Genomic DNA, 13,898 nt, shown 5'->3' on the forward strand with positions numbered 1-13,898 from the left:
GTACGATCCCCTATTGCGCGCGCTCCTGGTATGGCGCCGCACCCCACCTTCAGTCAGGAGAGACCGGTGTCAGACGTCCGTGTGATCATCCAACGCGATTCCGAGCGGGAAGAGCGCGTGGTGACGACGGGGACTACGGCCGCCGAGCTCTTCGCCGGCGAGCGCTCGATCGTCGCCGCGCGCGTGAGCGGGGAGCTCAAGGACCTCGCGTACGCGCCGGCCGAGGGCGAGGTCGTGGAGCCGGTGGACATCTCCTCCGAGGACGGCCTCAACATCCTGCGCCACTCCGCCGCGCACGTCATGGCGCAGGCCGTGCAGGAGCTGTTCCCCGAGGCCAAGCTGGGCATCGGCCCGCCCGTCAAGGACGGCTTCTACTACGACTTCGACGTCGAGAAGCCGTTCCACCCCGATGACCTCAAGGCCATCGAGAAGAAGATGCAGGAGATCCAGAAGCGCGGTCAGCGCTTCTCGCGCCGCGTGGTCACCGACGACGAGGCCCGCGAGGAGCTCGCCGACGAGCCGTACAAGCTGGAGCTGATCGGTCTCAAGGGCTCCGCCTCGCACGACGACGGTGCGGACGTCGAGGTCGGCGCCGGCGAGCTGACGATCTACGACAACCTGGACGCCAAGACCGGCGAGCTGTGCTGGAAGGACCTCTGCCGCGGTCCCCACCTGCCGACCACCCGGAACATCCCGGCGTTCAAGCTGATGCGCAACGCGGCCGCCTACTGGCGCGGCAGCGAGAAGAACCCGACGCTCCAGCGCATCTACGGCACCGCCTGGCCGACCAAGGACGAGCTGAAGGCGTACCTCGACTTCCTCGCCGAGGCCGAGAAGCGCGACCACCGCAAGCTCGGCAGCGAGCTCGACCTGTTCTCGATCCCGGAGCAGATCGGCTCCGGCCTCGCCGTGTTCCACCCCAAGGGCGGCATCATCCGCCGGGTCATGGAGGACTACTCGCGCCGCCGGCACGAGGAGGAGGGCTACGAGTTCGTCTACACCCCGCATGCGACGAAGGGGAAGCTCTTCGAGACGTCCGGGCACCTGGACTGGTACGCCGACGGCATGTACCCGCCCATGCAGCTCGACGAGGGCGTGGACTACTACCTCAAGCCCATGAACTGCCCGATGCACAACCTGATCTTCGACGCGCGCGGCCGCTCCTACCGCGAACTGCCGCTGCGCCTCTTCGAGTTCGGCACCGTGTACCGGTACGAGAAGTCGGGCGTCGTGCACGGCCTGACCCGGGCCCGCGGCTTCACGCAGGACGACGCGCACATCTACTGCACCCGGGAGCAGATGTCGGAGGAGCTCGACAAGACGCTCACCTTCGTCCTCGGCCTGCTCCGCGACTACGGCCTGACCGACTTCTACCTGGAGCTGTCCACCAAGGACCCGGAGAAGTTCGTCGGCTCCGACGAGGCATGGGACGAGGCGACGGAGACGCTGCGCCAGGTCGCCGAGAAGCAGGGCCTGCCCCTCGTGCCCGACCCGGGCGGCGCCGCCTTCTACGGCCCGAAGATCTCCGTCCAGACGAAGGACGCGATCGGCCGGACCTGGCAGATGTCGACGATCCAGCTCGACTTCAACCTGCCGGAGCGCTTCGACCTCGAGTACACCTCCGCGGACGGCACCAAGCAGCGCCCGGTCATGATCCACCGCGCCCTGTTCGGCTCGATCGAGCGGTTCTTCGCGGTGCTCCTCGAGCACTACGCGGGGGCCTTCCCGGCGTGGCTCGCGCCCGTCCAGGCGGTCGGCATCCCGATCGGCGACGCGCACGTCGAGTACCTGGAGAAGTTCGCCGCCGCGGCCAGGACCAAGGGCCTGCGGGTCGAGGTGGACTCCTCCTCCGACCGCATGCAGAAGAAGATCCGCAACGCCCAGAAGCAGAAGGTGCCCTTCATGGTCATCGCGGGCGACGAGGACATGTCGAACGGCTCGGTGTCCTTCCGCTACCGCGACGGCTCGCAGGAGAACGGCATCCCGGTCGACGAGGCCATCGCCAAGATCGTGAAGGTCGTGGAGGAGCGGACCCAGGTCTGATCCGCCGTCCTGCACGGAGGCTCTCGGGAAGTCAGCTTCCCGGGGGCCTCTCGTCGTCCTCCCGGGAGAACACCTGCATCAGCCAGGAGGCGAAGGTGCCGGTCACCGCGCCGAGCAGTGCCAGCCCGATGGCCATCATCCCGACCGCGATCAGCCGGCCCATCGGCGTCACCGGGACGACGTCGCCGTAGCCGACGGTCGAGAGGGTCGCGCAGGTCCACCACACGGCGTCCCCGAACGTCTTCATCGAAGCGCCCGGCGCCCCGCGTTCCTGCTGGTAGACGGCGAGTGTGCCGGCGAAGCCGAGCAGCACCGTCGTCAGCCCGGAATACACGATCACGCGCGCGTGCAGCGCGAGCCGCGGCTTGCCGTGCCGTCGCTGCATGGCCTCGTAGATCTTGACCATCCGAAGGGGGCGCAGCAGCGGCAGGATCAGCACCACCGTGTCCAGCACGTGTCTCCGCACGAAGCTCAGCCCCTGCCCGCTCAGCCGCCACAGGACCGCGTAGTTGACGGCGAACAGCGCCCACGAGGCGAGGAACACCACAAGGGCCAGGGCCTGCAAGAGGTCGGTCAGGCCGGGCATCAGGACGCGGACCGCGTACGAGGCGAGGAAGGCCAGCGACGCGACGGCGAGCGGGAGCTCGGTGCGCTGCTCCCAGCGGGTTGTGCGAGTGTCATCGTCCACCGGCCCAGCTTGGCGCGACGGGCTTTTCCCGCAACCCCGCCGACACGCTCCGAACGGGCGACGCCATATGCTGCACTTCATGACGAGCGAGCCGGAGCAGCAGTTGGGAGTGGGGACGCAGGACGCCTTCCAGCGTCTGTGGACGCCCCACCGGATGGCCTACATCCAGGGCGAGAACAAGCCGACCGGCCCGGGTGCCGGCGACGGCTGCCCCTTCTGCTCCATCCCGGCCAAGTCCGACGAGGACGGGCTCATCGTCCGGCGTGGCGAGCAGGTCTACGCCGTGCTCAACCTCTACCCGTACAACGGCGGCCACCTCATGGTCGTGCCCTACCGTCACGTCGCCGACTACACGGACCTGACGGACGCCGAGACCGCCGAGCTCGCCGCGCTGACCAAGCAGGCGATGACGGCACTGCGCACCGCCTCCGGGGCGCACGGCTTCAACATCGGGATGAACCAGGGCGCCGTCGCGGGCGCGGGCATCGCGGCCCACCTGCACCAGCACCTCGTCCCGCGCTGGGGCGGCGACACGAACTTCATGCCGGTCGTCGGCCACACGCGCGTGCTGCCGCAGCTGCTGGCGGACACGAGGAAGATGCTGGCGGAGGCATGGCCGGCGGTGTGAGGGACATCGGCCCGGCCGGCGGACCATTCAGCCTGTCTGGGGGTGCCCCCTCTGGGGGAGTTTGAGGACGAGGCCGAAGGCCGACAGGGGGGTCTGGGAGCGCGCAGCCCCCAGCTCCGCACGACCGCCCACCCGCACCGAACAACGGCCGAACCGCCGGAGGCCTACGCGTCGTAGACGTCCGCCTTCCGCGGCGTCGCGTCCTGCACCGCCGTCGACAGGAACGCCGACCGCGAGCCGAACTTCTCCGTGTTCACGCCGTTCTCGTTCAGCACCCGTATCGCCGCGGCGTGCACCACGCGCAGCACCGGCGTCGCCGCGCGCAGGGCGTCGTCCGCCATGAAGCGGTGCCGCCAGGGCTGGTCGGCCCACGCGTGCCGCACCCCGAACGGCTCCGGGAGGGCTATCGTGCCGCCGAGCCAGTTCAGCAGGGGCGGGTACCAGGAGATCGGGGCGCGGACGGACAGCCGCACCACCTCGTCGCTGTCGACCAGCGGCAGGCTCACCGTCCGGGTCTCCCACGGCTTGAAGGACTTCTGGACCTGCTTCGAGGGCGCCTCGGGCTTGCTGGTGAACAGCGAGTTCACGGGGCCGAGCGCATGGCCGGTGACCTCGATGCGCAGCGTCTCGTGCAGCACGGTCACCGTGATCATCATGGTGATGATCAGCTGCCCGTCCCACAGCGTCCACTGCACGCCCAGGTAGTGCCGGTCACCCGCGCCGAACTGCTGCTTGTTGCAGATGTCCTGTATCGCGTGGGTCTTGACCTGGTACGCCTCCACGTCGGTGCCCTCGGGACGGGACACCGCCTTCGAGCCCTCGCCGATCGGCGTGACGATCCAGTGCCGTATGGAGGGCTTGGGGAAGCCGCCGGTGTTCAGCGTGTTCCGCTCCAGCATCCTCAGCTGGTCGTGGATCGCGCGGATGACGTCCCAGCTGCGGAACGGGTGGATCTCCCGCGTCGGGTCGGCCGGCACCAGGTCTTCCGCGAGCTGCCAGCTGCCCCAGCGGGTGCCCATGCCGAGGATGCCCTTGGGCCCGGCGTAGAACACGGAGTTGGACTGCTGCTCGGCGGCGAGCTTGGCCAGGGACTGACGCAGCGCGTCCGCCTTCGTCTCGCCGGGGCCGGTCGGCACCGCTTCGGGCACCTTGGCGCCGACGCTGCTGCCGGCGAGCAGGCTGTCCCAGCGCCCGCGCAGGTCCCTCGCCGTGCGCTCGCATATCTGCCTGGCCCAGAACCAGCCGATGACCGGCATGATGACGCAGGCGCGCGCGTACCAGGCCCAGAACCCGGTGAAGGGCATCCGGATCAGGAAGATCACGGCGAGCGCGCCCACCGCCACCAGCAGCGTCGTCGCCAGGGCGCCGGCCCGCTTGTCGTCGCGCCGGGCCACGGTCGTGCGGATGGAGAAGATCAGCAGCCACACGAACAGGCCGGGCAGGAACAGCAGGCCGCACAGCACCATGACGATGGACAGCTTGTTGTCCCGGTCCTTGCGGATGTTGTTCGCCGCGAGGGCGTGCTCGACGACGACCTGCGGCTCGGCTCCGAAGGACTGGATGAGCGGCTTGCGGCCGGGGCCGACCATGCGGTCGACCACGGCCCGCGAATACGCCTCGCCCAGGTTGGGCCGGAACAGCGTCGTCCATTTCCGGCCCGGTTTGAGGGTCGTCTGGTGCCACTCGTTGTCGGCCTTCTTGATCTCCGCGACCGGATTGTCCCGGTAGGACGCCGAGGCCAGCGCGTACGTCGCGGTCTGGCCCTCGTCGCCCGTGCGCGGCACCTGGGGCCCGAAGATGTCCCCGTAGCCGCTCTCAACGGTCATGCCCGCCCCCGATCGCCGCGCGACGTCGCCTCTGCGGCTCTTCCCGACTTCCTTGCTCCGCACACCTGTTGATCAGGACGACGTGCCGATTCCGGGCCGACTTGATCACGTCATCAGCGTATCGGCAGGCACCGACATCCGTCGGCGGACGGCCGAAGCCGTCCGCCGACATGGAGGGGAGCGTTCCACAAAAGCGACTTGGACGCGCCCGGCGCCAACTACGAGGCCGCGCGCGCCTCTTCACGGATCCTTTCGGCGATCTGCGGGGGCATCGGCTCGTGCCGTGCGTACGCGCGGTTGAAGCGCGCGGTGCCGTGCGAGAGGGAGCGCAGGTCCACGGCGTACCGCCCGATCTCGATCTCGGGCACCTCGGCGCGGATCAGCGTGCGGCCGCCGGTGGTCTGCTCGGTTCCCAGCACCCGCCCGCGCCGCCCCGACAGGTCGCTCATCACGGCGCCCACGTAGTCGTCGCCGACCAGGACCGACACCTCGGCCACGGGCTCCAGCAGATGGATCTTCGCGTCGGCCGCGGCCTCGCGCAGCGCGAGCGCACCGGCCGTCTGGAAGGCCGCGTCCGAGGAGTCCACGGAGTGCGCCTTGCCGTCCAGCAGCGTCACGCGGACGTCGATGAGCGGATGGCCGGCCGCGACCCCCTTGGCGGCCTGGGCCCGCACGCCCTTCTCGACCGACGGGATGAACTGCCGCGGCACCGCGCCGCCGACGACCTTGTCCACGAACTCGATGCCCGAGCCGCCGGGCAGCGGCTCCACCTCGATCTCGCAGATCGCGTACTGCCCGTGCCCGCCGGACTGCTTCACATGACGCCCGCGCCCCGCCGACCTGCCCGCGAACGTCTCCCGCAGGGAGACCATGTGCGGTACGACGTCGACCTGGACGCCGTAGCGGCTGCGCAGCCTCTCCAGCGCGACGTCCGCGTGCGCCTCGCCCAGGCACCACAGCACCACCTGGTGGGTGTCCTGGTTCTGTTCGAGCCGCATGGTCGGGTCCTCGGCGACCAGCCGGGACAGGCCCTGGGAGAGCTTGTCCTCGTCCGCCTTGCTGTGCGCCTGGATGGCGAGCGGCAGCAGCGGGTCCGGCATCTCCCAGGGCTCCATGAGCAGCGGGTCGTCCTTGGCCGAGAGGGTGTCGCCGGTCTCCGCGCGGCCGAGCTTCGCGACGCACACCATGTCTCCCGCGATGGCGTGCGTCACCGGCCGCTGGGTCTTGCCGAAGGGTGTGGACAGCGCGCCGATGCGCTCGTCGACGTCGTGGTCCTCGTGCCCGCGGTCGGACAGGCCGTGCCCGGAGACGTGCACCGTCTCCTCGGGGCGCAGGGTGCCGGAGAAGACGCGGACCAGGGAGACGCGGCCGACGTAGGGGTCGGAGGACGTCTTCACGACCTCGGCGACCAGCGGGCCGTCGGTGTCGCACGCCTTGATCTCGCGTGTCTTGCCGTCGATGGTGGTGACGCCGGGCGTGGGGTGCTCGAAGGGCGTCGGGAAGCCGCCCGTGACCAGCTCCAGCAGCTCGACGGTGCCGATTCCCTGCCGGGCGCCCTCGGCCGCGGGGGCGGCGGCCAGGACGGGAAAGAACACCCCGCGCGCGACGGCCCGCTCCAGGTCCTCGACGAGCGTCTTGAAGTCGATCTCCTCGCCGCCCAGATAGCGGTCCATGAGGGTCTCGTCCTCGCTCTCCGAGATGATCCCCTCGATCAGCCGGTTGCGGGCCTCGTCGATCTGCGGCAGCTGGTCCTCGCCCGGCTCGGACTCCTTGCGCTCGCCGGAGGAGTAGTCGAACAGCTTCTGCGACAGCAGCCCGATCAGGCCCGTCACGGGCGCGTGCCCGTCGGGTCCCTGTGGGCCGCGCAGCGGCAGGTACAGCGGCAGCACGGCGTCGGGGTCGTCCCCGCCGAACGCCTCGGCGCAGACCCGCGTCATCCCCTCGAAGTCCGCGCGCGCGGACTCCAGATGCGTGATCACGATCGCCCGGGGCATGCCGACGGCCGCGCACTCCTCCCACACCATGCGCGTCGAGCCGTCCACGCCGTCCGAGGCCGAGACGACGAAAAGGGCCGCGTCCGCCGCTCGCAGACCGGCCCTCAGTTCTCCGACGAAGTCGGCGTATCCGGGGGTGTCGAGGACATTGATCTTGATGCCGTCCCATTCGACGGGCACCAGGGAGAGCTGTACCGAACGATTCTGCCGGTGCTCGATCTCGTCGTAGTCCGAGACGGTGCCGCCGTCCTCCACGCGGCCTGCCCGGTTCACTGCTCCCGCGGTGAGCGCGAGAGCTTCGACCAGAGTCGTCTTGCCCGATCCGGAGTGGCCGACCAGCACCACATTCCGTACGGACGCGGGGTGGTCGGCCGCTGTAGCCCTGCCGGCGGCTCCGGGGTGTGTGCTTGCCTTGTCGCCCATGGCCTTGCCTCCCGTGCACGGTGAGGTCTCTGAGGGCGCGGACATGCCGGGCCGCGTGCGGCGGCGGCTCCGATGACGCCCGCGGTTCTTCGAGCTTTCCACTCCCGTCACGGTGCGTCCATACGAAGGACGCGATCGCGCCGTTACCCGTCCGGCTTCAGGCCGTGACGGCGGGGTGCGGGTGCCCGAGCGTCGTACATGCGCGCGCCTGGCTACGATGGGCCAGCCGGTGGCCAGCAGAGGCCGAGCCGGCCACACCGACCGTCGGGAAGGCCATGCTGAACAAGTACGCGCGTGCATTCTTCACGCGTGTCCTCACGCCGTTCGCCGCGTTTCTGATCCGCCGGGGTGTCAGCCCCGACACGGTGACGCTCATCGGTACGGCCGGCGTGATGGCCGGCGCGCTGGTCTTCTTCCCCAGGGGCGAGTTCTTCTGGGGCACGATCGTGATCACGCTCTTCGTCTTCTCCGACCTCGTCGACGGCAACATGGCCCGCCAGCTGGGCCGCTCCAGCCGGTGGGGAGCCTTCCTCGACTCCACCCTCGACCGGGTCGCCGACGGCGCGATCTTCGGCGGCTTCGCCCTCTGGTACGCGGGCAGCGGCGACGACAACGTCCTGTGCGCCGTCTCCATCTTCTGCCTGGCCAGCGGCCAGGTGGTGTCGTACACCAAGGCCAAGGGCGAGTCGATCGGTCTGCCGGTCGCCGTCAACGGCCTCGTCGAGCGGGCCGAGCGCCTGGTCATCTCGCTGGTCGCGGCCGGCCTCGCCGGGATGCACAAGTTCGGGGTGCCGGGCATCCAGTACCTGCTGCCGGTCGCGCTGTGGATCGTCGCCGTGGGCAGCCTCGTCACGCTGATCCAGCGCGTCGTCACCGTCCGCCGCGAGTCGGCCGAGGCCGAGGCCGCGGCATCGGCCGACTCGCAGGAGAACGCCTCGCACGGGAGCGAGGCGGCGAAGTGAGCGCCCGGGACCGGCTGACGGACGCGCTGTACGGCCTCGGCTGGAGCACCGTCAAGAGCCTCCCCGAGCCGGTCGCCGTGCGCCTCGGCCGGCGCATCGCCGACCTCGCCTGGAAGCGGCGCGGCAAGGGCGTGCAGCGCCTGGAGAGCAACTACGCGCGCGTGGTGCCCGGCGCGAGCCCCGAGCGCCTCGCCGAGCTCTCCCGCGCGGGCATGCGGTCCTACCTGCGCTACTGGATGGAGTCCTTCCGCCTCCCGGCGTGGAGCGCCGAGCGCATAAAGGGCGGCTTCGACCCCAAGGACGTGCATTACCTGACCGACGGGATCGCCTCCGACCGGGGCGTCATCATCGCGCTGCCGCACATGGCCAACTGGGACCTCGCCGGCGCCTGGGTCACCACCGCGCTCGAGACGCCGTTCACCACGGTCGCCGAACGCCTCAAGCCAGAGACCCTCTACGACCGCTTCGTCGCCTACCGCGAGGGCCTGGGCATGGAGGTCCTGCCGCACAGCGGTGGCAGCGCCTTCGGCACGCTGGCCCGGCGGCTGCGCGACGGCGGCCTGGTCTGCCTGGTCGCCGAGCGCGACCTGTCGACCTCCGGCGTCGAGGTCCAGTTCTTCGGCGAGGCCACCCGCATGCCCGCCGGACCCGCCCTGCTCGCCCAGCAGACGGGCGCGCTGCTCCTGCCGGTGACACTCTGGTACGACGACTCGCCGGTCATGCGGGGGCGGGTGCATCCTCCGGTCGAGGTGCCCGAGACAGGTGACCGGCCCGAAAAGACGTCTGTCATGACACAGGCGCTGGCCGACGCCTTCGCCACGGGGATCGCGGACCATCCGGAGGACTGGCACATGCTCCAGCGCTTGTGGCTCAAGGACCTTCAGCCCCGCCGGGCCGACGGTGCGGCCGGTGAGCGGCCGTGAGGATCGGCATCGTCTGCCCCTACTCGTGGGACGTGCCGGGCGGCGTCCAGTTCCACATCCGCGACCTCGCGGAGTACTTCATCGGGCTGGGCCACGAGGTCTCCGTGCTGGCTCCCGCCGACGACGACACGCCCCTGCCGCCGTACGTCGTCTCGGCCGGCCGCGCGGTCCCGGTGCCGTACAACGGCTCGGTGGCGCGGCTGAACTTCGGCTTCCTGTCGGCGGCGCGCGTGCGCCGCTGGCTGCACGACGGCCGGTTCGACGTGATCCACATCCACGAGCCGACCTCGCCGTCCCTGGGCCTGCTGGCCTGCTGGGCGGCGCAGGGCCCGATCGTGGCCACGTTCCACACCTCCAACCCGCGCTCCCGCGCGATGATCGCCGCGTACGCGATCCTGCAGGCGGCCCTGGAGAAGATCAACGCCCGGATCGCCGTGAGCGAGTACGCGCGCCGCACGCTGGTGGAGCACCTGGGCGGGGACGCGGTCGTCATCCCGAACGGCGTGGACGTGGACTTCTTCGCGGGGGCCAAGCCCAACCCGGAGTGGCAGGGCGAGACCATCGGCTTCATGGGGCGCATCGACGAGCCCCGCAAGGGCCTGCCCGTCCTGATGAGGGCCCTGCCGAAGATCCTCGCCGAGCGTCCGAAGGCCCGGCTCCTGGTGGCGGGCCGCGGTGACGAGGAGGAGGCGGTCGAGTCGCTGCCCGCCGAACTGCGCCCGCGCGTGGAGTTCCTGGGCATGGTCAGCGACGAGGACAAGGCCAGCTTCCTGCGCAGCGTCGACCTGTACGTCGCCCCCAACACCGGTGGCGAGAGCTTCGGGATCATCCTGGTCGAGGCGATGTCGGCGGGTGCGCCGGTCCTGGCCTCGGACCTGGACGCCTTCGCGCAGGTGCTGGACCAGGGGGCGGCCGGCGAGCTGTTCCCCAACGAGGACTCCGACGCGCTGGCCGAGGCGGCGGTGCGGCTGCTCGGCGACCCGGAGCGCCGGGCCGAGCTGCGGAAGCGGGGGAGCGAGCACGTACGCCGCTTCGACTGGTCGACGGTCGGGGCGGACATCCTCTCCGTGTACGAGACGGTGACGGCGGGCGCGGCGGCGGTCGCGGCCGCGGAGGACGAGCGGGGTCCGGGCCTGCGGGCGCGGTTCGGGCTGGCGCGCGACTGACCAACGCTCCGCGGCAGCCCTCCCGCCGCTGACCGCAACCGTCCGCGAACGCCCGGGTAACGTGTGCCCCCGTGACCGTCACCCTCATCTGGATCCTCGTCGTCCTCGTCGCCGTCGGCCTGTACCTGAGCTGGACGGCGGGCCGGCTGGACCGGCTGCACGCCAGGATCGACGCCGCCCGCGCCGCGCTCGACGCGCAGCTGCTGCGCAGGGCCTCCGTGGCCCAGGAACTCGCCACCTCCGGCGTCCTGGACCCGGCCGCCTCGATCGTCCTGTACGAGGCCGCGCACGCGGCGCGGCAGGCCGAGGAGGAGCAGCGGGAGGTCGCCGAGAGCGAGCTCAGCCAGGCCCTGCGCGCCGTGTTCGCGGAGGCGCAGCAGGTGGAGGTGGTGCGCGAGGCGCCCGGCGGCGACGAGGCCGCCCACGAGCTCACCGAGGCCGTACGCCGCGTCCCGATGGCCCGCCGCTTCCACAACGACGCGGTCGGCGCGGCCCGCCGCCTGCGCGAACACCGCAAGGTCCGCTGGTTCCGCCTGGCCGGACACGCCCCCTTCCCGATGGCCTTCGAGATGGACGACGAGCCGCCGACCGCTCTGGCCGACCGCGCCCCCCAGCAGTCGTAGCGCCGCCGCGGCCGGGAAAAGGATCCACCGGCTTCCCATTGGCCCTTGCTGTGGACTGGCCCAATCACGTTTCCTCGGAACTTGCAGAAACCCTCTTTCACTTCAGTGAGGTCATCCGTGTCCAGCACGCTCTCCGAAAACCAGGCCCCCGCGACCGGCACCGCGCGCGTGAAGCGCGGCATGGCCGAGCAGCTCAAGGGTGGCGTGATCATGGACGTCGTCACGCCGGAGCAGGCGAAGATCGCCGAGGACGCGGGCGCCGTCGCCGTCATGGCCCTCGAGCGGGTCCCGGCGGACATCCGCAAGGACGGCGGCGTGGCCCGTATGTCCGACCCCGACATGATCGAGGGCATCATCGAGGCCGTCTCGATCCCGGTCATGGCCAAGTCCCGCATCGGCCACTTCGTCGAGGCCCAGGTGCTGCAGTCCCTCGGCGTCGACTACATCGACGAGTCCGAGGTCCTCACCCCGGCCGACGAGGTCAACCACTCCGACAAGTGGGCCTTCACCACCCCCTTCGTCTGCGGTGCCACCAACCTGGGCGAGGCCCTGCGCCGTATCGCCGAGGGCGCGGCCATGATCCGCTCCAAGGGCGAGGCCGGCACGGGCAACGTCGTCGAGGCCGTCCGCCACCTGCGTCAGATCAAGGGCGAGATCGCCAAGCTGCGCGGCTGCGACAACAACGAGATCTACGCCGCCGCCAAGGAGCTGCGCGCCCCCTTCGAGCTGGTCAAGGAGGTCGCCGAGCTCGGCAAGCTCCCGGTGGTGCTGTTCTCCGCCGGTGGCGTGGCCACCCCCGCCGACGCCGCGCTCATGCGCCAGCTCGGCGCCGAGGGCGTCTTCGTCGGCTCCGGCATCTTCAAGTCCGGCAACCCGGCCAAGCGCGCCGCCGCCATCGTCAAGGCGACCACCTTCTACGACGACCCCAAGATCATCGCGGACGCGTCCCGCAACCTCGGCGAGGCCATGGTCGGCATCAACTGCGACACCCTCCCCGAGACCGAGCGCTACGCCAACCGCGGCTGGTAAGGACCCCTGGTAGCCACCCCATGAACACTCCTGTCATAGGCGTCCTGGCCCTCCAGGGCGACGTACGGGAGCACCTCACCGCACTGGCCACGGCCGACGCCGTGGCCAGGCCGGTGCGGCGCCCCGAGGAACTCGCCGAGGTGGACGGCCTCGTCATCCCCGGCGGGGAGTCCACCACCATCTCCAAACTGGCCGTCCTCTTCGGTGTGATGGAGCCCCTCCGCGCGCGCGTGCGGGCCGGCATGCCCGTCTACGGCACCTGCGCGGGCATGATCATGCTCGCCGACAAGATCCTCGACCCCCGCTCCGGCCAGGAGACCATCGGCGGCATCGACATGATCGTGCGCCGCAACGCCTTCGGGCGGCAGAACGAGTCCTTCGAAGCGGCGGTCGACGTCAGGGGCGTCGAGGGCGATCCTGTAGAGGGCGTCTTCATCCGCGCCCCCTGGGTGGAATCCGTGGGCGCCGAGGCCGAGGTGCTCGCCGAGCACGGCGGCCACATCGTGGCGGTCCGCCAGGGCAACGCGCTCGCCACGTCGTTCCACCCGGAACTGACCGGCGACCACCGCGTGCACGCGCTCTTCGTCGACATGGTGCGCGCCTACCGGACACCGGAGTCCTTGTAGGATCTCTGGAGTTCGTTGCAGAGATGGGTTACGCGAAGGAGACAGGCAGATGTCCGGCCACTCTAAATGGGCTACGACGAAGCACAAGAAGGCCGTGATCGACGCCAAGCGCGGCAAGCTCTTCGCGAAGCTGATCAAGAACATCGAGGTCGCGGCGCGCATGGGCGGCGTCGACATCGAGGGCAACCCGACTCTCTACGACGCCATCCAGAAGGCCAAGAAGCAGTCGGTTCCCAACAAGAACATCGACTCCGCGGTCAAGCGCGGCGGCGGCCTCGAGGCCGGCGGCGCCGACTACGAGACGATCATGTACGAGGGTTACGGCCCGAACGGCGTCGCGGTGCTCATCGAGTGCCTCACCGACAACCGCAACCGCGCCGCCTCCGACGTGCGCGTCGCGATGACGCGCAACGGCGGCAACATGGCCGACCCGGGCTCGGTGTCGTACCTGTTCAACCGCAAGGGCGTCGTCATCGTCCCCAAGGGCGAGCTGTCCGAGGACGACGTCCTCGGCGCCGTCCTGGACGCCGGTGCCGAGGAGGTCAACGACCTCGGCGAGTCCTTCGAGGTGCTGAGCGAGGCCACCGACCTGGTCGCCGTCCGCACCGCCCTCCAGGACGCCGGCATCGACTACGACTCCGCCGAGGCCAACTTCGTCCCGACCATGCAGGTCGAGCTGGACGAGGAGGGCGCCAAGAAGATCTTCAAGCTGATCGACGCGCTCGAGGACAGCGACGACGTGCAGAACGTCTTCGCCAACTTCGACGTCAGCGACGAGGTCATGGAGAAGGTCGACGCGTAACGCTGCCGCGAACTGAGCGGTTTCGGCGGGGCCGGGGGGCCACACCGCCCCCCCGCCCCCCCCCCGGGGGGGGGGGCCCCCCCCACCAGGCGGGTAGTACCAAATAAACCAGGGGGGGGGCGCGGGCGGGGAAACCGAGTGGACCCCCCACAGAACCCCAGCGGT

General features: G+C 70.4%; 11 protein-coding genes and 1 pseudogene. 9 read left to right on the forward strand and 3 right to left on the reverse strand.

Going from position 1 to position 13,898, the window contains the following annotated elements; genetic code table 11:
* Nucleotides 1-66: 66 nt before the first annotated feature.
* On the forward strand, nt 67-2,043 hold the full coding sequence (gene thrS / locus ACIBN2_RS24580; protein WP_399137220.1) for a threonine--tRNA ligase: 1,977 nt from the start codon (nt 67-69) through the stop codon (nt 2,041-2,043).
* Nucleotides 2,044-2,074: 31 nt separating this feature from the next.
* On the opposite strand, the gene ACIBN2_RS24585 is transcribed toward thrS, so the two are convergent.
* Complete coding sequence (locus ACIBN2_RS24585; protein ID WP_399137222.1) at nt 2,075-2,731, reverse strand: potassium channel family protein; 657 nt, start codon at nt 2,729-2,731, stop codon at nt 2,075-2,077.
* 79 nt (nt 2,732-2,810) lie between these two features.
* Between ACIBN2_RS24585 and ACIBN2_RS24590 the strand changes: the two genes are divergently transcribed.
* Nucleotides 2,811-3,359, forward strand: coding sequence for an HIT family protein (locus tag ACIBN2_RS24590; protein ID WP_399137223.1), 549 nt, complete (start codon nt 2,811-2,813; stop codon nt 3,357-3,359).
* Between the two features lie 164 nt (nt 3,360-3,523).
* On the opposite strand, the gene ACIBN2_RS24595 is transcribed toward ACIBN2_RS24590, so the two are convergent.
* Complete coding sequence (locus ACIBN2_RS24595; RefSeq protein WP_399137224.1) at nt 3,524-5,185, reverse strand: hypothetical protein; 1,662 nt, start codon at nt 5,183-5,185, stop codon at nt 3,524-3,526.
* Nucleotides 5,186-5,403: 218 nt separating this feature from the next.
* A complete protein-coding gene (locus ACIBN2_RS24600) occupies nt 5,404-7,602 on the reverse strand; it encodes an elongation factor G-like protein EF-G2 (protein WP_399137226.1) in 2,199 nt (732 codons plus the stop codon).
* A 217-nt stretch (nt 7,603-7,819) separates the two neighbouring features.
* Between ACIBN2_RS24600 and pgsA the strand changes: the two are divergent.
* The 7 genes and pseudogenes from pgsA to ACIBN2_RS24635 all read left to right on the forward strand — a co-directional run bounded on the left by pgsA (nt 7,820) and on the right by ACIBN2_RS24635 (nt 13,733).
* Nucleotides 7,820-8,564 (forward strand): annotated as a pseudogene (gene pgsA / locus ACIBN2_RS24605) (phosphatidylinositol phosphate synthase).
* Nucleotides 8,561-9,487, forward strand: coding sequence for a phosphatidylinositol mannoside acyltransferase (locus ACIBN2_RS24610; RefSeq protein ID WP_399137227.1), 927 nt, complete (start codon nt 8,561-8,563; stop codon nt 9,485-9,487). The pseudogene pgsA and the gene ACIBN2_RS24610 overlap by 4 nt, the downstream one beginning before the upstream one ends.
* Nucleotides 9,484-10,653: a glycosyltransferase family 4 protein gene (locus ACIBN2_RS24615; protein WP_399137229.1), complete on the forward strand. Its 1,170-nt coding sequence runs from the start codon at nt 9,484-9,486 to the stop codon at nt 10,651-10,653. The genes ACIBN2_RS24610 and ACIBN2_RS24615 overlap by 4 nt, the downstream gene beginning before the upstream one ends.
* 71 nt (nt 10,654-10,724) lie before the next feature.
* Nucleotides 10,725-11,276 carry a hypothetical protein gene (locus ACIBN2_RS24620; protein WP_399137231.1) on the forward strand — a complete coding sequence of 184 codons (552 nt, stop codon included), beginning with the start codon at nt 10,725-10,727 and terminating at the stop codon, nt 11,274-11,276.
* A gap of 117 nt (nt 11,277-11,393) precedes the next feature.
* Complete coding sequence (gene pdxS / locus ACIBN2_RS24625; RefSeq protein ID WP_399137233.1) at nt 11,394-12,305, forward strand: pyridoxal 5'-phosphate synthase lyase subunit PdxS; 912 nt, start codon at nt 11,394-11,396, stop codon at nt 12,303-12,305.
* Nucleotides 12,306-12,325: 20 nt separating this feature from the next.
* The gene (gene pdxT / locus ACIBN2_RS24630; protein WP_399137234.1) at nt 12,326-12,931 is read left to right on the forward strand and encodes a pyridoxal 5'-phosphate synthase glutaminase subunit PdxT; all 606 of its coding nucleotides are present in this window, start codon (nt 12,326-12,328) and stop codon (nt 12,929-12,931) included.
* A 49-nt stretch (nt 12,932-12,980) separates the two neighbouring features.
* Nucleotides 12,981-13,733, forward strand: coding sequence for a YebC/PmpR family DNA-binding transcriptional regulator (locus ACIBN2_RS24635; RefSeq protein ID WP_275774168.1), 753 nt, complete (start codon nt 12,981-12,983; stop codon nt 13,731-13,733).
* Nucleotides 13,734-13,898: the final 165 nt, after the last annotated feature.

Origin of the sequence: Streptomyces sp. NPDC050534 (genome assembly GCF_044457745.1) — a bacterium.
GTDB lineage: Bacteria > Actinomycetota > Actinomycetes > Streptomycetales > Streptomycetaceae > Streptomyces.

Excerpts from the sequence above, each read along its gene's own strand:
- ACIBN2_RS24590 (WP_399137223.1), top strand. The coding sequence starts at position 2,811 with ATGACGAGCGAGCCGGAGCAGCAGTTGGGAGTGGGGACGCAGGACGCC.
- ACIBN2_RS24595 (WP_399137224.1), bottom strand. The coding sequence starts at position 5,185 with ATGACCGTTGAGAGCGGCTACGGGGACATCTTCGGGCCCCAGGTGCCG.
- ACIBN2_RS24600 (WP_399137226.1), bottom strand. The coding sequence starts at position 7,602 with ATGGGCGACAAGGCAAGCACACACCCCGGAGCCGCCGGCAGGGCTACA.
- pdxT (WP_399137234.1), top strand. The coding sequence starts at position 12,326 with ATGAACACTCCTGTCATAGGCGTCCTGGCCCTCCAGGGCGACGTACGG.
- ACIBN2_RS24635 (WP_275774168.1), top strand. The coding sequence starts at position 12,981 with ATGTCCGGCCACTCTAAATGGGCTACGACGAAGCACAAGAAGGCCGTG.